The organism is Actinacidiphila yanglinensis (assembly GCF_900107965.1).
Lineage (GTDB): Bacteria > Actinomycetota > Actinomycetes > Streptomycetales > Streptomycetaceae > Actinacidiphila > Actinacidiphila yanglinensis.
Map to the genome: position 1 here is coordinate 63,352 of NZ_FNVU01000030.1, position 18,188 is coordinate 81,539.

At 73.4% G+C, this 18,188-nt stretch carries 16 protein-coding genes and 1 pseudogene; 10 read left to right on the forward strand and 7 right to left on the reverse strand.

From position 1 onward, the window contains the following. The first annotated feature begins 108 nt into the window (after positions 1–108). The 3 genes and pseudogenes from C4U44_RS38670 to C4U44_RS38680 all read left to right on the forward strand — a co-directional run. A complete protein-coding gene (locus C4U44_RS38670; protein ID WP_103890809.1) occupies positions 109–330 on the forward strand; it encodes a DUF4244 domain-containing protein in 222 nt (73 codons plus the stop codon). After that, on the forward strand, positions 317–709 hold the full coding sequence (locus C4U44_RS38675) for a TadE family type IV pilus minor pilin (RefSeq protein ID WP_103890810.1): 393 nt from the start codon (positions 317–319) through the stop codon (positions 707–709). The genes C4U44_RS38670 and C4U44_RS38675 overlap by 14 nt, the downstream gene beginning before the upstream one ends. Next, positions 706–1,014, forward strand: a pseudogene (locus tag C4U44_RS38680) (Rv3654c family TadE-like protein); the annotation flags it as partial. The gene C4U44_RS38675 and the pseudogene C4U44_RS38680, both read left to right, overlap by 4 nt. A gap of 81 nt (positions 1,015–1,095) precedes the next feature. On the opposite strand, the gene C4U44_RS38685 reads toward C4U44_RS38680, so the two are convergent. Beyond that, entirely contained in the window at positions 1,096–3,591 is a 2,496-nt protein-coding gene (locus tag C4U44_RS38685) for a DEAD/DEAH box helicase (RefSeq protein WP_146088453.1), read from the reverse strand. Positions 3,592–3,782: 191 nt separating this feature from the next. Here C4U44_RS38685 and bldG point away from each other — a divergent pair, with 191 nt between their 5' ends. From bldG to C4U44_RS38710, 5 genes are all read left to right on the forward strand, one after another. Beyond that, entirely contained in the window at positions 3,783–4,124 is a 342-nt protein-coding gene (gene bldG / locus C4U44_RS38690; protein WP_031520166.1) for an anti-sigma factor antagonist BldG, read from the forward strand. Between the two features lie 80 nt (positions 4,125–4,204). Beyond that, the gene (locus C4U44_RS38695; protein WP_103890812.1) at positions 4,205–4,624 is read left to right on the forward strand and encodes an ATP-binding protein; all 420 of its coding nucleotides are present in this window, start codon (positions 4,205–4,207) and stop codon (positions 4,622–4,624) included. Positions 4,625–4,951: 327 nt separating this feature from the next. Continuing rightward, positions 4,952–7,426: a sodium-translocating pyrophosphatase gene (locus C4U44_RS38700; protein WP_103890813.1), complete on the forward strand. Its 2,475-nt coding sequence runs from the start codon at positions 4,952–4,954 to the stop codon at positions 7,424–7,426. A 212-nt stretch (positions 7,427–7,638) separates the two neighbouring features. Beyond that, entirely contained in the window at positions 7,639–8,223 is a 585-nt protein-coding gene (locus C4U44_RS38705; protein WP_235032665.1) for a small secreted protein, read from the forward strand. A gap of 49 nt (positions 8,224–8,272) precedes the next feature. Next, a complete protein-coding gene (locus C4U44_RS38710; protein WP_103890814.1) occupies positions 8,273–9,907 on the forward strand; it encodes a DUF7059 domain-containing protein in 1,635 nt (544 codons plus the stop codon). A 40-nt stretch (positions 9,908–9,947) separates the two neighbouring features. On the opposite strand, the gene C4U44_RS38715 is transcribed toward C4U44_RS38710, so the two are convergent. The 6 genes from C4U44_RS38715 to C4U44_RS43100 all read right to left on the reverse strand — a co-directional run bounded on the left by C4U44_RS38715 (position 9,948) and on the right by C4U44_RS43100 (position 14,866). After that, positions 9,948–10,361: a DUF2752 domain-containing protein gene (locus C4U44_RS38715; RefSeq protein ID WP_103890815.1), complete on the reverse strand. Its 414-nt coding sequence runs from the start codon at positions 10,359–10,361 to the stop codon at positions 9,948–9,950. Further along, entirely contained in the window at positions 10,358–10,912 is a 555-nt protein-coding gene (locus C4U44_RS41790) for a hypothetical protein (protein ID WP_160145200.1), read from the reverse strand. Before C4U44_RS41790 ends, C4U44_RS38715 begins: the two co-directional genes overlap by 4 nt. A gap of 132 nt (positions 10,913–11,044) precedes the next feature. After that, entirely contained in the window at positions 11,045–12,280 is a 1,236-nt protein-coding gene (locus C4U44_RS38720; RefSeq protein WP_103890816.1) for an ABC transporter permease, read from the reverse strand. Then, the gene (locus C4U44_RS38725) at positions 12,277–13,044 is read right to left on the reverse strand and encodes an ABC transporter ATP-binding protein (RefSeq protein ID WP_103890832.1); all 768 of its coding nucleotides are present in this window, start codon (positions 13,042–13,044) and stop codon (positions 12,277–12,279) included. Before C4U44_RS38725 ends, C4U44_RS38720 begins: the two co-directional genes overlap by 4 nt. A gap of 59 nt (positions 13,045–13,103) precedes the next feature. After that, positions 13,104–14,240 carry a peptidoglycan-binding protein gene (locus C4U44_RS38730; protein ID WP_146088454.1) on the reverse strand — a complete coding sequence of 379 codons (1,137 nt, stop codon included), beginning with the start codon at positions 14,238–14,240 and terminating at the stop codon, positions 13,104–13,106. Positions 14,241–14,242: 2 nt separating this feature from the next. Beyond that, positions 14,243–14,866, reverse strand: coding sequence for a hypothetical protein (locus C4U44_RS43100; protein WP_146088455.1), 624 nt, complete (start codon positions 14,864–14,866; stop codon positions 14,243–14,245). Between the two features lie 173 nt (positions 14,867–15,039). Here C4U44_RS43100 and C4U44_RS38735 point away from each other — a divergent pair, with 173 nt between their 5' ends. Both C4U44_RS38735 and C4U44_RS38740 read left to right on the forward strand, forming a co-directional pair. After that, complete coding sequence (locus C4U44_RS38735; protein ID WP_103890833.1) at positions 15,040–15,777, forward strand: response regulator transcription factor; 738 nt, start codon at positions 15,040–15,042, stop codon at positions 15,775–15,777. Continuing rightward, complete coding sequence (locus C4U44_RS38740) at positions 15,767–18,016, forward strand: sensor histidine kinase (protein WP_103890818.1); 2,250 nt, start codon at positions 15,767–15,769, stop codon at positions 18,014–18,016. Before C4U44_RS38735 ends, C4U44_RS38740 begins: the two co-directional genes overlap by 11 nt. Positions 18,017–18,188 lie beyond the last annotated feature (172 nt).

Here is an 18,188-nt window from a genome sequence, read left to right on the forward strand (position 1 = left end):
GTGAGTGCGCGAGGGCGCGGACGAGCCATGACAGATGAGCAGGACAGCAGTCGACAGCACCGACGCCGCCAGGAGCGCCGTCGGTCACGGAACCAGAAGGAGAAGGCAATGGCGAAGCAGAAGAGGGCGGTACGGGTGGCGTCGTGGTGGGCCGCGCGGGTCCGACGGTGCCGGGCGGTGGCCGACGCGGGGATGAGCACGGCGGAGTACGCGGTGGGCACGATCGCGGCCTGCGGGTTCGCGGCGGTGCTGTACAAGATCGTGACGAGCGGGCCGGTGCGGACGGCGATGACCTCGGTGATCGAGAAGGCACTCCATGCGCCGTTCTGAGCGGTCGATGCGACCCCGGCGCGCCGGACCGGTCGGCCGTGGGGACCGGGGGTACGTCACGGCGGAGGCGGCCGTGGTGATCCCGACCCTGGTGGCGTTGGCCGGGCTGCTGGTGTGGGGATTGATGGCGGCGGCCGCGCAGATCCGCTGTGTGGACGCCGCGAGGGCCGGGGCGCGCGCCGCTGCTCGGTCGGAGAGCGGGGCGGATGTCGTGCGGGTCACCCGAGCGGCGGCGCCCGAGGGAGCGGAGGTGCGGGTGACCCGGGGCGGGGGGTTGGTGCGGGTGCGGGTGACCGTTGCCCGGCCGCGGTTCCCGGTCACCTTGACGGCGGAGGCGGCCGCGCTGGACGAGGCGACGGTGGGCGGTGGTGGGCGGTGAGACGGGACCGGGGATCGGCCACTGTGTGGTCGCTGGGGCTGATGGCGGTGTTGCTGGCTGTCTTCGCGGTGGTGGCGCTGATGGGTCGGGCGGTGGTGGCGAGGCATCGTGCGGGCGGTGCCGCGGATCTGGCGGCTCTCGCTGCCGCCGACCACGCCCTTGAGGGTGAGCAGGCGGCGTGCGGGCTGGCCCGGCGGGTGGCGGCCGCGCAGGGTGCGGTGCTGCGCGCGTGCGCGGTGGCGGGTGAGGTGTCCGACGTCGTCGCCGAGGTCGGGGGAGCGCGGGTGAGGTCGCGGGCCGGGCAGGCGTCGGAGCCGGTGCCGGGTGCGCCGGGGGATGCGTTGCCGTCGCTCGGCTTGGCGGAGCGACGGCACCCGGGCAGCGGGCTACGGCTGCGGTTGCGGGTCTTCGCCGGCGGCGAGCAGGCAGTCGAGGAGGCGGACGGCGGCGGCTTTGTCGAGCGGGTCGTTGCCGTTGCCGCACTTGGGCGACTGCACGCAGGAGGGACAGCCGTGGTCGCACTCGCAGGAGGCGATGGCCTCGCGGGTGGCGGCGAGCCAGCCGCGGGCGGTGCGGAAGGCGCGTTCGGCGAAGCCCGCACCGCCGGGGTGGCCGTCGTAGACGAAGACGGTGGGCAGACCGGTGTCGGCGTGCAGCGGTATGGACACCCCGCCGATGTCCCAGCGATCGCAGGTGGCGAAGAGCGGAAGGAGACCGATGGAGGCGTGCTCGGCGGCGTGCAGGGCGCCCGGCAGTTCCTCGGGGTGGATGTCCGCGGCGTCGAGTTGGGCGTCGGTGACCGTCCACCAGACGGCGCGGGTGCGCAGGGTGCGCGGAGGGAGGTCGAGTTTGGACTCGCCGAGGATCTCGCCGGTCAGCAGCCGGCGGCGCAGGTAGGACACCACCTGGTGGGTGACCTCGACGGAGCCGAAGTGGATGCGGGCCTCGCCCCAGGGCTCCTCGATGTCCGTGGACAGCACGCGGACGTCGGTGGTGTCGCGGGCCATCGTGGCGTACGAGGGATCCGCGCGCTCGACCAGGGCGACGGAGTCGCCGAGGTCCAGGTGCCGCACCAGGTAGGTGCGGCCCTGGTGGAGGTGGACGGCGCCCTCGTGGACGGTGGTGTGGGCCGAGGAGGCGTCCACGGTGCCCAGCAGCCGCCCCGTGCCCTCCTCGACGACCTGGATCGGGGTGCCGCCCTCCCCGCGGATGTCGGTGAGGTCCGCGGCCCGCTCCCGGCGGGTCCAGTACCAGCCGGTGGCCCGGCGGCGCAGCAGCCCGCGCTTCTCCAGCTGCGGCACCAGGTCGGCGGCCTCGGGCCCGAAGAGTTCGAGGTCGGCGTCGGTGAGGGGCAGCTCGGCAGCGGCCGCGCAGAGGTGCGGTGCGAGGACGTACGGGTTGTCCGGGTCGAGGACCGTGGACTCGACGGGCCGTTCGAAGATCGCCTCGGGGTGGTGGACGAGATACGTGTCGAGCGGGTCGTCGCGGCCGACCATGATCGCGAGGGCGCCCTGGGCCGCGCGTCCGGCCCGCCCGGCCTGCTGCCACAGCGAGGCCCTGGTGCCCGGATAGCCGCCCAGCAGGACCGCGTCGAGGCCGGAGACGTCCACCCCGAGTTCGAGTGCGGAGGTGGACGCCAAGCCGAGCAGGCGGCCGGAGTGCAGGTCGCGTTCCAGGGCACGGCGCTCCTCGGGGAGGTAGCCGCCGCGGTAGGCGGCGACGCGCTGCGGGAGTGAGGCGTCGACCTCGGCGAGGCGTTCCTGGGCGATGACCGCGACGAGTTCCGCGGCGCGCCGGGAGCGGACGAACGCGACGGTCCGTACGCCTTGGAGGACCAGGTCGGTGAGGAGTTCGGCGCACTCCGCGGTGGCGGTGCGCCGGACGGGGGCGCCGCGCTCGCCGGACAGTTCGGTCAGCGGCGGCTCCCACAGCGCGAAGGCGACTTCGCCGCGGGGCGAGGTGTCCTCGGTGACCTCGGCGACGGGCAGGCCGGTCAGGCGGGTGGCCGCCTGGGAGGGCTCGGCCGCGGTCGCGGAGGCGAGCAGGAAGACCGGCTCGGCGCCGTAGCGGGCGCAGATCCGGCGCAGGCGGCGCAGCACCTGGGCGACGTGGGAGCCGAAGACGCCGCGGTAGGTGTGGCACTCGTCGATGACGACGTAGCGCAGGCCGCGCAGGAAGGAGGCCCAGCGCGCGTGTCCGGGCAGGATGCCGCGATGCAGCATGTCCGGGTTGGTCAGGACGTAGGTGCCGTGCCGGCGGACCCATTCGCGTTCCTCGAACGGGGTGTCCCCGTCGTAGACCGCCGGCCGTACCGCCGTGCCGAGCGGGGCGGCGAGCGCGCTGACCGCGCGGCGCTGGTCGGCCGCGAGGGCCTTGGTGGGGGCGAGGTAGAGCGCGGTGGGCCCCCGGGCACCGGCCGCCCCGGCCCCGGCGCGCCCGGCCGCGGCGGTCCCGCCACGCCCGGCCCCCGCGGCCGCCCGCCCGCCCTGTGCCGGTACCTGACGGCGCCCGGCGCCGGACACGCCCGGTTCACCCGGTTCGCCGCCCTGTTCCGGCAGCAGTGCGCTCAGCACCGGCGCCAGGTACGCCAGCGACTTGCCGGAGGCGGTGCCGGTGGCCACGACCACCGACTCGCCGCGCAGCGCGTGCGCCGCTGCGATCGCCTGGTGTTCCCACGGACGGTCGATTCCCGCGGCGCGAATCGCGTCGATGACCTCCGGTCGGATGCCCTCCGGCCAGGATGCATGACGTCCGACCCGCGGGGGCAGGTGCTCCGTATGGGTGATGCGTACGGCGCGGTCCGCCCCCTCGGCGAGCCGCTCCAAAGCGGTCCGTGGGGACGGGCGGCCGTGCGCCGACTGCGGAAGTTGATCCTGGGCCATCGGCACTCAGTGTGTCACCGGCATGACTGACAATCGCAGTAAGGCGTCGTGCGGGCCCACCGCGAAGTGATTGAATGCCATCGCGGCGCAACTCCTTCCCCCACCTGTCGGTGGAGGAGTCGCCCCTACCGATAACGTTTCGGTGGAGGCCCCAGGGGGGCGCCGCGTCGATGCAAGGTGCTGGAGGATCAGTGGACCTGTCCCTGTCGACCCGAACCGTCGGCGATCGCACGATCGTCGAGGTCGGCGGCGAGATTGATGTGTACACCGCCCCCAAGCTGCGTGAGCAGCTCGTGGAGCTCGTGAACGACGGGAGTTACCACCTCGTCGTGGACATGGAGGGAGTCGACTTCCTCGACTCGACCGGCCTGGGTGTGCTCGTCGGCGGGCTCAAGCGGGTACGTGCGCACGAAGGATCGTTGCGCCTGGTCTGCAACCAGGAGCGGATTCTGAAGATTTTCCGAATCACCGGTCTGACCAAGGTGTTCCCCATTCACACCTCGGTCGACGAGGCAGTCGCGGCGACCGACTGACGCTCGTCGAGAGGGGCTCCGGACGGATCACCGTCCGGGCCCCTGTGATGCCCAACCACAGGACCGGAGGGGGAAGCCCCATGCCCACCGTAGAACTGCTCTTCAGCGCCCAGCCCGAGCACGTGCGCACCGCACGTCTCGTGGCCGCACAGGTGGCGCGCCGGGCGGGGGTGGACGAGGCGTCCTTGGACGAGGTCCGGCTGGCGGTCGGCGAGGCCTGCAGCCGGGCCGTCGGACTGCACCGCAACAACGGCGTCGAAGAGCCGGTGCGCGTGCTGCTCAACGAGGACGAGAAGAAGTTCTCCATCGAGGTCGTCGACGAGGTCCCGGGCAACGCGACCGGCGGTGGCGCCACCGGCGGGCCGCCCACCGACGACGCCGCCGAGGACGAGGGCGAGATGGGCCTGGCCGTGATCAGCGGCCTGGTCGACGACGTCGAGGTGATCGACGGCGACCGCGGCGGCGTGATCCGGATGACCTGGCCGACCGTCTCCGTGTAGAGCCCCGCGGATCCCCGCGGATCCCTGCGGATCTCCGCTGATTCCGTCAGCTCCCGGCACGCTCCCGGCAGGTCCAAGCAGACCCCGGAAGATCCCTGCCGACCCCCTGCGGGTCCTTGGAGATCCATAAAGCGGCCCGCAGCCCGCCTCTTTTTTTGCCGCGCGCCATCGCGTGGCCTCCTTTAGCGTGGGAATTCCCTGCGAGCACCCTTTTGTGATCTTTCGCTGCTCCCTACAATCCGTCCATCTTGCTCAGCTCGCCTGAGCGTTGCGGCTTGATCAGCCGTAGGAGCCGCACGCCCATGCGCCAAACGTCAAGGAGGACGAATGGCGGGGCCACTCACCCCTCACGCGGGGGCGCTCAACTCTCCACACCCTCTTGCGGCGGCACCGGTCCTGACCAGCGGGAACCGTACCCTGGTCTGGATCATCGTGGTCGTCGCACTCGCTGCACTCGCGCTCGCCTGGGTGCTGGTGCGCCAAGTGCTCGTGTCGGACGAGGGGTCCGACACGATGAAAAGGATCGCCGCTGCCGTGCAGGAAGGCGCCAACGCCTACCTCGCACGGCAGTTCCGTACCCTGGGGATCTTCGCGGTCGCGGCGTTCTTCCTGCTCATGCTGCTGCCCGCCGACAATACGTCGCAGCGAATCGGCCGATCGATCTTCTTTCTGATCGGCGCGATCTTCTCCGCGACGACCGGTTATATCGGAATGTGGCTCGCGGTCCGCAGCAACGTGCGGGTGGCCGCCGCGGCGAGGTCGGCGACCCCCGAGCCGGGTGAGCCGGCCGCGGACCTGAGTACCGTCTCGCACCGGGCGATGCGGATCGCGTTCAGGACCGGCGGCGTGGTCGGCATGTTCACCGTCGGCCTGGGCCTGCTCGGCGCGTGCGCGGTGGTGCTGATCTACAAGGCCGACGCGCCCAAGGTGCTGGAGGGCTTCGGCTTCGGCGCTGCGCTGCTGGCGATGTTCATGAGGGTCGGCGGCGGCATCTTCACCAAGGCGGCCGACGTGGGCGCCGACCTGGTCGGCAAGGTCGAGCAGGGCATCCCCGAGGACGACCCGCGCAACGCCGCCACCATCGCGGACAACGTGGGCGACAACGTCGGGGACTGCGCCGGCATGGCCGCCGACCTGTTCGAGTCCTACGCCGTCACCCTGGTGGCCGCGCTCATCCTCGGCAAGGTCGCCTTCGGCGACTCCGGGCTGGCCTTCCCGCTGCTCATCCCCGCGATCGGCGTGCTCACCGCGATGGTCGGCATCTTCGCGGTCTCCCCGCGCCGCGGCGACCGCAGCGGCATGACCGCCATCACCCGCGGCTTCTTCGTCTCCGCGGCGATCTCCCTGGTCGGCGTGGCGATCGCCAGCTACGCCTACCTGCCCTCCTCCTACGCCGACCTCAAGGGCGTCGGCGCCGACATCACCGGCCACGGCGGCGACCCGCGGGTGCTCGCCCTGGTCGCGGTGGCCATCGGCATCGTGCTGGCCGCGCTGATCCAGCAGCTCACCGGCTACTTCACCGAGACCACCCGGCGCCCGGTCAGCGACGTCGGCAAGACCTCGCTGACCGGGCCGGCGACCGTGATCCTCTCCGGGATCTCGCTCGGCCTGGAGTCCGCCGTGTACTCGGCGGTGCTGATCGCGCTCGCCGTGTACGGCGCGTTCCTGCTCGGCGGCACCTCGGTGTGGCTGGCGCTGTTCGCGGTGGCACTGGCCGGCACCGGACTGCTGACCACGGTCGGCGTGATCGTCGCCATGGACACCTTCGGGCCGGTCTCGGACAACGCGCAGGGCATCGCCGAGATGTCCGGTGACGTCCACGGCGAGGGCGCCCAGGTGCTCACCGACCTCGACGCGGTCGGCAACACCACCAAGGCCATCACCAAGGGCATCGCGATCGCCACCGCGGTGCTCGCCGCGACCGCGCTGTTCGGGTCGTTCAAGGAGGCGGTCGACACCGCCGTCGGCACGGCGCACCCGCCCGCGTCCGACGCGCGCTGGCTGAGCCTGGACATCTCGCAGCCGAACAACCTGGTCGGGCTGCTGCTCGGCGCGGCCGTGGTGTTCCTCTTCTCGGGGCTGGCGATCAACGCGGTGTCCCGTTCGGCCGGTTCGGTGGTCTTCGAGGTGCGCCGGCAGTTCCGCGAGCACCCCGGCATCATGAGCGGGACCGAACTGCCCGAGTACGGGCGGGTGGTGGACATCTGCACCAAGGACGCGCTGCGCGAACTGGCCACTCCGGGCCTGCTCGCGGTCCTCGCCCCGATCGCGGTCGGCTTCTCGCTCGGCATCGGCTCGCTCGCCTCCTACCTGGCCGGCGCGATCGGCGCGGGCACCTTGATGGCCGTCTTCCTCGCCAACTCCGGCGGCGCGTGGGACAACGCCAAGAAGCTGGTCGAGGACGGCCACCACGGCGGCAAGGGCAGCGACGCCCACGAGGCCACGGTGATCGGCGACACCGTCGGCGACCCGTTCAAGGACACCGCGGGACCGGCGATCAACCCGCTGCTGAAGGTGATGAACCTGGTGGCGCTGCTCATCGCGCCCGCCGTGGTGAAGTTCAGCTACGGCGTGCACGCCAACCTCGCGGTGCGGGTACCGGTCGCGGTCGCGGCGGTGGTGATCATCGTGGTCGCGGTGTACGTGTCCAAACGGCGCGGCATCGCGGTCGGCGACGACAGCGCGGACAGCGGGGCCGGCGGCGCCGGAGGAGGCAGCGGCGGCGGCTCCGGGGACGCGGCCACGAGCGGCGGGAGCGCGCACGAGGGAGGTTCCGGCGGCGGCTCCACGGTCGCGGCCTGACGCCGTGTGAAATGTCACACCGCCGGTGAGGCGGCGGGGGCGCGGGCAGACCCGTACGTGGCCCGCGCACCCGCCGCCCACCTGCGGTTCAGCAGGTGCGACGAATGGCTCGAATAGCAGATAAAAGCGGTCAACCGAGGTCAGGTCCGCGGAGACGGTGTCGCCGGGCCGTGTATGTTCCGGGGCCGTAAGGCCACGGAAGGGATCACCCGGTGAAGGTGAAGAAGAAGCTCTTGGCCGCGCTGTCCGGCAGCGCGGCCGTTCTGCTCGCGGTGTCCGCGTGCGGCGGTGACGACACCGCGAAGAAGCAGGACGACTGGGCGAAGGGCGTCTGCGACCAGGCCGAGGTCCAGCTCAACAAGATCGACACCGCGAACGCGTCGTTCGGCAAGGTCGACAGCGGCGGCAAGCCGCAGGAGGTGAAGACCGCCGACTCGGCCGCCTTCCAGTCGATCTCCGACGCGTACAAGGCGCTGGCCGGGATCTTCAGCAAGGCCGGCGCCGCCCCCGGCGATGACGGCGCGAAGTTCCAGCAGAACGCGGTGAGCGTGTTCAACCAGCAGTCCGCGCAGTACGCGGCGCTGAAGAAGCAGGTCGACGGGCTGGACGCCAGCGACCAGGCCAAGTTCGCGACCGGCCTCGGCGGCGTCTCCACCGCGCTCACGCAGACCACCACCAACGGGCAGAAGTCGCTCGACACGCTCCGCCAGGGCGACGTGGGCAAGGCCCTCGCCCAGCAGCCCGGCTGCCACGGCGTGTCCGGCGGTTCGGCGGGTGCCACCTCGACGGCCTCGTAGCGGTACCGGGCGTTCCGCGGTACGGCGCCCCCTCGCGGATTCCGGGACAATGAGCGGCGTGAGCGATCCGAGCTACCCGCACCAGACGACCGGCGGTCCGCACGCCCCGCACTCCCCGGGCGCCTCCGGTCGCCCGCTGCCCGATCCCGGCGCCGCGCCCGCGCTGCGCGCCGACCTGCTGGCCGCCGACTTCACCGCGGACGGCTGCCTCGAACTGCTCGGAGCGGTCGCCTACGCGGCCCTGTCGCGCGCCGAGACCGTCCCCGCGCTGCGCGCCACCCGCGGCGGCAGCCCACTGGAGACCCTGGTCCGGCTCTTCCTGCTCCAGCAGCCGGTCCCGCTCGCCCGTGCCCGGGCGGCCCTCGGCAACGCAGGCACCAGCTCCGGAACCGGAACCGGCACCGGAACCGGCTCCGGTCTCGACACGTACGAGGCGGCCGGCTGGCTGCTGCGTGACGGGGACGACGTACGCGCGACCGTCGACGTACGCCCTTACGCGGGCGATGCCGGCGCCGACTGGTGGATCGTCTCGGACCTGGGCTGCGCGGTCGGTGGCGCGGGCGGCATCGGCAGCGCGCCCGGCGTGGACCGGGCCGACCTGGTGCTGGGCGTGGGCGGCGCGTCCACCACGCTCGCCGGGCTGACCGTGCGCGAGCCGGTCGGCAGGGCGCTCGACCTCGGCACGGGATCGGGCGTCCAGGCGCTGCACGCGTCCCGGCACGCCACGCAGGTGACCGCCACGGACGTCAACCCGCGCGCCCTGCACTTCGCCCGGCTCACCCTCGCGCTGTCCGGCGCCGCGGAGCCCGAACTGCGGCAGGGCAGCCTCTTCGAGCCGGTCGGGGACGCGCGGTACGACCTGATCGTCTCGAACCCGCCGTTCGTCATCTCGCCCCGCGGGCGCTTCACCTACCGCGACGGCGGCATGGCGGGGGACGACCTGTGCCGTGAACTGGTCCGGCAGTCCGCCGACCACCTCACCGAGGGCGGCTACTGCCAGCTCCTCGCCAACTGGCAGCACGCCGAGGGCCAGGACTGGCGGGAGCGCGTCACGTCCTGGCTGCCCGCCGGGTGCGACGCGTGGATCGTGCAGCGCGAGGTCCAGGACGTGGCGCAGTACGCCGAGTTGTGGCTGCGCGACGGCGGCGACCACCACGCCGACCCCGCCGCGTACGCCGCGCGCTACGACGCGTGGCTCGACGACTTCGAGCGGCACAAGGTCAGCGGGATCGGCTTCGGCTGGATCACCCTGCGCCGCTCCGGCGCCGAGCAGCCCTCGGTCACCGCGGAGGAGTGGCCGCACCCGGTGGAGCAGCCGCTCGGGCCGCACATCGCGGACTGGTTCGCCCGGCAGGACTTCCTGCGGCGGTACGACGACGCGGCGCTGCTCGCCGCCCGGTTCACCCTCGCGCCCGACGTGGTGCAGGAGCAGGTCGGGCTGCCCGGCGCGGAGGACCCCGAGCACGTCGTGCTGCGTTCGGCGCGGGGCATGCGCAGGGCGACGAAGGTCGACACCGTCGGCGCCGGGTTCGCCGGGGTCTGCGACGGCACGCTGCCGGCCGGCCGCATCATCGACGCGATCGCCCAACTGCTCAACGAGGACCCGGTGGTGCTGCGCGACCGCACTCCCGCGTCGATCCGTCTCCTGGTCGAACAGGGCTTCCTGGCACCGCATCCGGAGTAGCGGCACGTTGCACGGCCGGCGCCTGGCGGTCGCGGCAGGCTCAGTTCACGTTGCGGAAGATCGTCCATACCACCGCCACCACGAGCAACGTGTACTGCGTGCGCGGCCGGAGGATCGGCTGCCAGCGGCGGCCGCGCAGGCCCTCGACGACCCAGCGGCCGAACATCCAGGCCAGCGCGGGGGAGAGGGCCAGGACCAGGGCGTTCTCGTGGAAGGCGCGGACCGGGTCGCCGTGCAGCAGGTCGTAGGCGAGGCGGGTGGCGCCGCAGGCCGGGCAGAGCAGCCCGGTGAGCCAGTTGAAGGGGCAGCGCGGCAGGAAGTGCCCGCTCTGGTGCGGGTCGGTGCGGTAGAGGTAGGCGGCCGCCGCCACCCCGGCGGCGAGCGTGGCCAGCGGCACCACCGCCGGGTGCGGGAGCCGCCGCGCGGAGCGGGGTGCGACGGCCTGCTGGCTCACGCGCACATCGCACGCGCGTTGTTGACCAGCTGGTTGATCGCGAACACGTCGTTCGGGCTGCGGGCCGGGATCATCGTGGCGTGGTAGCGGCCGCCGCTGTGCACCGTGACCTGGATGAACCCGGTGGTCTTGTGCTCCTTGATGAGCATGAACAGCAGGCCCAGCAGGCACGCGAAGAAGAAGATCACCGCGAGCACGATCGCGTAGGCCGGGGTGCTCTCCTCGGTGCGGCTCATGTCGGAGACCGTCCACACCGCGCCGCGCAGCGGCAGGGAGCCGGCCGGGGTCACGATGCTGTCCCCCGTCACCGCGATGTCGCCGATGGTCAGCAGCGTCGCCGAACCCGCCCCGCCGTACACGGCCGGCGCGTTGTGCTGCCAGCCACTGTCGCCGCTCATCATCGTCGGCGGGTGCTGCGGGTAGCCGTAGCCCGCCGGGTCGCCGTAGCCGAGGGTCTCGCCGTACGCCGTGGGCCGTTCCGAGTACTCCGGCCGGCTCTCGTACGGGTTGTCGCCGTACGGCTTGCCCGCGTACGGATTCTGGTCGGACATGACGCGTCCCCCTGCCCTGCGTTCCCGCCGTCACGCGGATCGGTCATCCGCCCGCGCGCACCCATTTTTGCAGCACCCGACCCGCCGCGTCCCGTTCCGCCCTTGACACAAACCGGCTACAGAACCGCGCACTCAGGTCGCGGCCAGCGCCTCCGTGGGGGTGAGGCGGGCGGCGCGGACCGAGGGGTAGACGCCCGCGACCACTCCGACCAGCAGCGCCCCGCCGATGCCCTCGGCGACGGACGCGGCCGGGATGACCGGTGGCCAGCCCTGGGAGGTGGCGTACCCGAGGACGCCGAGCGCGCCGATCGCCGCGCCGACCAGACCGCCGAGGCCGGACAGCAGCACCGCCTCGGTGAGGAACTGGCCGCGGATCTGGCCCCGGGCCGCGCCGAGCGCGCGGCGCAGCCCGATCTCGCGGCGCCGCTCCAGCACCGAGATGATCATCGTGTTGGCGACCCCGATGCCGCCGACGAGCAGCGCCACTCCCGCCAGCCCCAGGAACAGCCCGGAGAAGGTCTGCTCGGAGGCGCGCTTCGCGGCCAGCGCGTCGGAGGGGCGGCTGACCTGGATCAGCCCGGGCAACTGCGGGTAGAGCGTGGCGGGCAGCACCGCGCGGACGTCCTCGAGCGCGTCCTCTCGGGCCTTGAGGTAGACCACCGTCGGATGGCCGTCGAAGTGCAGGTAGCGGGTCGCGGCGGGCCAGCCCACCATCACGGACTGCTCCAGGTCCGGGGTGAGCGGCATCGGATCGAGGATGCCGATCACGGTGAACAGGCGCTGACCGATGAGTACTTGGGGCTGTGGCTGCCCGGGCGGGAGTTGGCGGAAGCCCAGCCAGGTCGCGGCCTGGTAGCCGAGCACCACCGTCGGGAAGCGGTCGGTGGCCGGGGTGAGGAAACGGCCCGCGTGCACCGAGCCGTTGATCGCGGACAGCAGCCCGTCGCGCGCGGCCAGCACGCTGATCCCGACGCTGTCGCTGGGGTCGGAGCGGTCGGTGCGCCGCACGCGCTGATGGGTGTTGGCCACCGCGCTCGCCGTGCGGACCGGGCCGATCCTGCGGGCCATCGCGTCGGCGCTCTCCGGCAGTTGGACCGGCGGGTCCTGGTGCGGCTGCGGCTGCGCCTGGAGCATGTTGGTGCCCAGCGCGGTCAGTTGCTCCAGCAGCGACTTCTGGCTGGAGGCGGGGATGCCGGTCACCACGATCATCGTCGCGATCCCGATCGAGATGCCCAGCGCGGAAAGGGCCGCGCGCAACTTGCGGATGCGGACGCCGATCAGGCCGAGGCGCAGTACGTCACCGGGTGACAGCCGGACGGGCCGGCGGTCGTCGGGCCGCGCCCGGCGGTGCGATGAAGGGGCGCTCATCCGTCGCCCTCCCGTGCGGCCGGGCCCGGGACGCCCGCGACGACCCGGCCGTCGCGCGGTTCGGCGCCCCGGGTGTCCGCGACGATCCGGCCGTCGCGCAGCTCGATCCGGCGTGGCAGCCGTGCCGCGATGTCCCGGTCGTGGGTGATGACGGCGATGGTCGTCCCCTCCTCGTTGAGGTCGGTGAGCAGATCGAGTACGGCCTGCCCGTTGGCGCTGTCGAGGGCGCCGGTCGGCTCGTCGGCCAGCACCAGCGCGGGGGAGTTGACCAGCGCGCGGGCGATCGCCACCCGTTGCCGCTCGCCGCCGGACAACTGGTGCGGGAGGTGGCCGGCGCGGTGCGCCATGCCGACCCGGCCCAGGGCCTCGTGGGCCAGCGGCAGCCGGCGGCGCCGCGGCACGCCCGCGTAGAGCAGGCCGGTGGCGACGTTCTCGGCCGCGCTCAGGCCGTCGGTGAGGTGGAAGTGCTGGAAGACGAAGCCGAGCCAGCGTCCGCGCAGCACCGACAGGCGCCGGTCGGACAGCCCCGCCACGTCCTGCCCGGCGACCTCCACGGTGCCGCCGGTCGGCAGGTCGAGGGTGCCCATGATGTTCAGCAGCGTGGACTTGCCCGAGCCGGACGGGCCCAGGATCGCCAGCAGTTCGCCCGCCTCGACGGTCAACGAGACGTGGTCGAGCGCGACGACGCCGCCCGGGTAGGACTTGGTGGCATCGCGGACGCGGAGAACGGCGGTGCCCGGTGCGGCACTTCGCGGCGCGCCCACCCGCCCGGACCCGGTCGCGGCCTCGTCGGGCACGGTGCTCCCACCGGCCGTCCCCGCCCTCACGACGCCGTCTCCACGCGCATCCCCGCGCTGACCCCGGCGCCGCCGACCTCGACCCGCCCGTCGGCGAAGAGCCCGGTCGTCACGGCGACGAGGGTCCCGTCCGGCCGCTGGAGCGCGTAGCCGCCCTGCTTCACGGCGACGAGCGCGGTGACCGGCACGGTCAGCACGCCGTGCCGGGTGCTCGTGGTGAAGCGCACCTGGACCGGCGCCGAGGTCAGCGCGGCCACGTCGGAGGAACGCAGCGGGGTGACCGCGACATCGAGGGTCGGCGGGCTGTCCTGCCCGTCCTGGTCGCCCTCCCCGGGGGCCCCGGACTGCACGGACTGGCCGACGGACGCCACCTTCCCGGGCACGCTCCGGTCGTCGGGCAGCGTGATGGTGACCTTCGCGCCGGCCGTGATGCCGTTCGCGTCGTCCGCCTCGACCGGCACGGTGACGGTCTTGGTGGTGGAGGTGACCGACATCAGCGTCTCCTGCACCGGATCGCCCGGCCTGGCCTGCACCGTACCGACCCGCACCGGGCCGGGCAGCACCACGATCCGGCCCACCCCGAGCGTGCCGGTGGGCGTCATACCGACGTGCTGCTGCCAGCGCTTGACCGCGGCGGCCAGCGAGGAGGTGTAGGTGGCGCCGAGACCGTCGGAGTCCGGCGGGCGGTGGCCGATGTCGTACCCGAGGGCCTGGAGGTTGTCCGCGACGACCGTGACGTCCCGGCCGCGAACCGGCTTGGCCGCCGCCGACTTGGGGGCAACGAGGGTGCGGAAGAGCGGGGTGGCGCCGTAGAAGAGGACGACGGGCTGGTCGTCGACGCGGTAGAGCGTGCGGCCACGCTTGACGGTGGAGCCGGTGGCGGACAGGGCAGTGACCACGCCGGTGCCGCGGCCGGCGACCGGGGTGGGGGTGCCGTAGCCGAGGGTGCCGGGCAGGCTGCGGCTGTCGGACAGGTCCGCCCGGGTCACCGTCGCGGTGGCGACCTTCGGGGCGCTGGTGGGGACGCCCGCGGGGGCGTGGGAGTGGGCGTGGAGGGCGATGCCCCCCGCGGTGGCGGCGCCAATGACGACGAGGGCGGTCGCCAGGACGGCGAACCGCCTGCCGTACCGCCCGGCGGGGCGCTCGGCGCTGTGACCTGACACCGTCACTTCCCCTTTCCGCCGCCGAACGCCTGCTGCTCGCACTGGTCCTCCAACTGGCCCTCGTTGGCGGGGATCTCGGGGCTGCCGTCGTCGAAGGTCCAGGACAGGCCGCCCGGATCGACGCTGGTGTCCGCGACGAGGTGGACCATCACGCCGTGCTTGCGGAGGCACTTGATCTCGGCGAGCGTGTCGTCGCGGTAGTGCGCGTTGAGGGCGGGGTTCAGCTCGGGCGGCTCCAGCGGGAGCTTGTTCTCGCAGGCCGCCGCCGCCGTCTTGGGGATCGGGTCGGCCACGGTCTTGGGGGAGCCGGCGATCCCGGGCCGGGTGGTCGTCCATTTGGCGCCGTGGTCGACGAGGCACTGGTCCCAGGCGTGGATGAGGGCCTCGCGCTCCGCGGGGGTGTCGTCCAGGCGCTCCTGCGGGCGCCCTGCGGTTGAGCCGCTGCTCGGGGGGACCACGGCGCCGGAGACCGGTGTACCGGATTCCGGCGTACCGCCTCCGCCGGTGGTCCCGGCGGTTGCGGAGGAGGAAGCGGTCGACGGCAGCGAGGCCACGCCGGGGTGCGACGCGCCCCCGCCGCCCCCGCAGGCGGTCAGCGCGAGCAGGCAGGCAGCGGTGGCGGGCACGGTCGGCCACGGTGCTCGGTGCCGCCGCGGCCGTAGGAAGTTTCGAGGCATGCCCGGGACGCTAGGCAGCACTTGTCAGGAGATTGTCAGGAAGCCGTAGCCATCCGATGGTCCCGGGCGGTGAGCGCCGTCCGGCCCGGTCCGGCGGCCTCCGGCCTTCCTACACTCGCGACATGGGCGCACATGTCGTGGTGGCGGAGGACGATCCCAAGCAGGCCGAACTGGTCCGCCGTTACCTGGAGCACGAGGGGCACCGGGTGGTCGTCGTGCACGACGGGCGCGCCGCGCTGGAGGCGGTCCGCCGGCACCGGCCCGACCTGATGGTGCTGGACGTGATGATGCCCCGGGTCGACGGCCTCGACGTCTGCCGGGTGCTGCGCGCCGACCCCGCCTCCGCCGACCTGCCGGTGCTGATGCTCACTGCCCGCTCCGGGGAGGACGATCTGCTGCTCGGGCTCGACCTGGGCGCGGACGACTACATGACGAAGCCGTACAGCCCGCGGGAGTTGATGGCCCGGGTGCGTACGCTGCTGCGCCGCGCGGGCGCGACCGGGAGCGCCGGCGCCGCGGTGCCCCGGCGGCCCGATCCGGTGCTGCGGGTGGGCGCCGTCGCGGTGGACCCGGTACGGCACGAGGTGACCGTGGACGGGCGGCGGATCGAGTGCACCCCGGGTGAGTTCGACCTGCTCGCCCTGCTGGCCGCCGAACCCGGGCGGGTCTTCACCCGCGCCCAGGTCATCGAGCGTCAGCACGGCATCGACCGCTACTTCACCTCCCGCACGGTCGACGTCCACGTGATGAACCTGCGCCGCAAGATCGAGCCGGATCCGCGCCACCCGGTCCGGCTGGTCACCGTCTACGGGGTCGGCTACAAGCTCGTCGAGGGGCCGGGGGTACGCGATGCGGGGTGACGCGGGGGGCAAGGGGAGAAGGGGGGACGAACGAAGGGAAGGCGGAGCGCGTTCGCGCGGTGCGGACGGCGCCGCCGCCCGGCGGGAAGTGCCGCTGCGCCGCAGCCTGCTGCTGAAACTGCTGCTGCTGTCCGCGCTGGTCTCGGCCTGCTCCATCGCGGCCACCGCCTGGCTGACCGTGCACACCACGGCGGTCGCGATCCGGCAGGAGCAGGGACAGGCCCTCACCGACGACGCCCGTACGTACGACAAGCTGCTCGGCTACGCGGCCACGCACCACGACTGGGCGGGCGCGGCCGCGACCGTACGGGAGCTCGCCCGCAGCAGCGGACACCGGATCACCCTCACCGACGAGCAGCGGCGCCCGCTGGTCGACTCGGCCGGGCCGGGCGCGCCCCGTGCGGCGCTGCCCGCGGAGGCGTCGGCGACGGTCGACGCGCTGTCCGTGGACACCTCGCCGGCCGCCCGCACCCAGAGCGCGGGCGGCCCCCAGGCCCAGGACCCCTCGCAGGCCACCTCGCGGACCCAGCCGCAGCCCGCGCCGGAGCGGGGCACGGGCGCCGGCGGCTGCGCGCCCGGCACCCGCTGCCTGGACACCGCGGGCCCGTCCTCCGCTCCGGCAACGGGTTCCGACGGTTCCGCGCCGCTCGCGTCCGGCACCGCCGTCGGCAGCAGCTCCATCGACGCCCGCGCCGTCGGCCCGTTCCGCCTCACCGCCGGGGAGCGGACGGTCCTGGACGCCGAGGCCCAGCGCACCGCCGGCTGCCTCCACGACCGCCTGCACGCGAACGTGCAGGTCACCTCCACGCCCAGCGGCCGGCCCGTGATCACCCTCGCGCCGAGCGTGCTCTACCTGCCGACCGACTGCGATACGACGGTCGTGGGCACGCCGACCGCGACCGAGCAGCGCGCTCTCGCCCAGCTGGACTCGCTGGTCGACACCTGCCTGGACCGGCACGACGCCCCGCATGTCAAGGTCGGGTTGGACTTCGGCTGGACCGGGACCGCCGCGCGCACCGCCAAGGACGACGCGCTCACCGCGTCCTGCCTCGACACGGCCCGCCGCGAACAGCTCGCGCCCTACGTGGCGCCGCCCGCGCTGCTGTTCGTCAGCAGCCCGCAGCGCACCGCCTCCACCTTCCTCGACCTCTCCGCCGGCAACCGGGCCCGCGTCATCGAGGTCACCGGCCTGGTGCTGCTGCTCACGCTGGCGGTGACCGCCCTGGCCGGCACCCGCATGGTCCGCCCGCTGCGGGCCCTGTCCGGCGCGGCCCGGCGGGTGACCGACGGCGACCTGACCGCCAGGGTGAAGGTGTCCGCGCAGGACGAGATCGGCCGGGTGGCCGCCGCCTTCAACGAGATGTCGCACCGCCGCGAGCAGGCCGAGGGGCTGCGGAAGGCCATGGTCAGCGACGTGGCGCACGAGCTGCGCACCCCGCTGAGCAACATCCGCGGCTGGCTGGAGGCCGCAGAGGACGGCCTGGTCGTCCCCGACCGCGCGCTGCTGTCGTCGCTGCTGGACGAGGCGGTGCTGCTCCAGCACGTCATCGACGACCTGCGCGACCTGTCCGCGGCCGACGCGGGGGAGCTGCGGCTGCGGACCGAGCGGGTGGACGTCGTGGACCTCCTGGCGCAGGTGGCCACCGCCCACCGCAGCACCGCGGAATCGGCCGGGGTGGGGTTGCGGACCACCCGGGGCGTCCACGGAACCGGGAGGGCTGACGCCGCCGGGGGCCCCGACCCAACCGACCCGACCGACGCGACCGACCCCGCCGACTTCGCCGACTTCACCGACGAGAATCGGCCGTTCACCGTCGCCGACCCGGTCCGGCTCCGGCAGGCGGTCGGCAACCTGGTCTCCAACGCGATACGGCACACTCCGCGCGGCGGCACCGTCACGCTGAGCGCCGCGGTCGCGGGCGGGCGGACCGTCATCGAGGTGGCCGACACCGGCTCCGGGATCGCCGCGGCGGACCTGCCGAGGGTCTTCGACCGCTTCTGGCGGGCCGAGAAGTCGCGCAGCCGGCAGACCGGCGGCAGCGGCCTCGGCCTGGCCATCGTGCGCAAACTCGCCGAGGCGCACGGCGGCGGGGCGACCGCCGCGAGCACCCCCGGCGAGGGGTCGGTCTTCACGATCACGCTGCCGGGGGGGGCGCCTCGCGGATCGTCCCGGGGGAAGCCGGGCCGATCCCCCGACCGAGTGCAGAAGGAGCCCGGGCCGACGCCCGACCGGACGTAGGGTCGAAGGGGAGCAGGCCCGGCCCCGGGGATCGGAAAACGGGATTTCGGGCAGGATCAAGCCGGTGGACGTAGCCTGCTTGGTGACCCCCGCTGGTGTGGATAGAACGTACATCGGGTTACCGTTCGAGTGGCGTTGCGGACTTTTCCCGTTTGACACGGGCCCAGGAGGT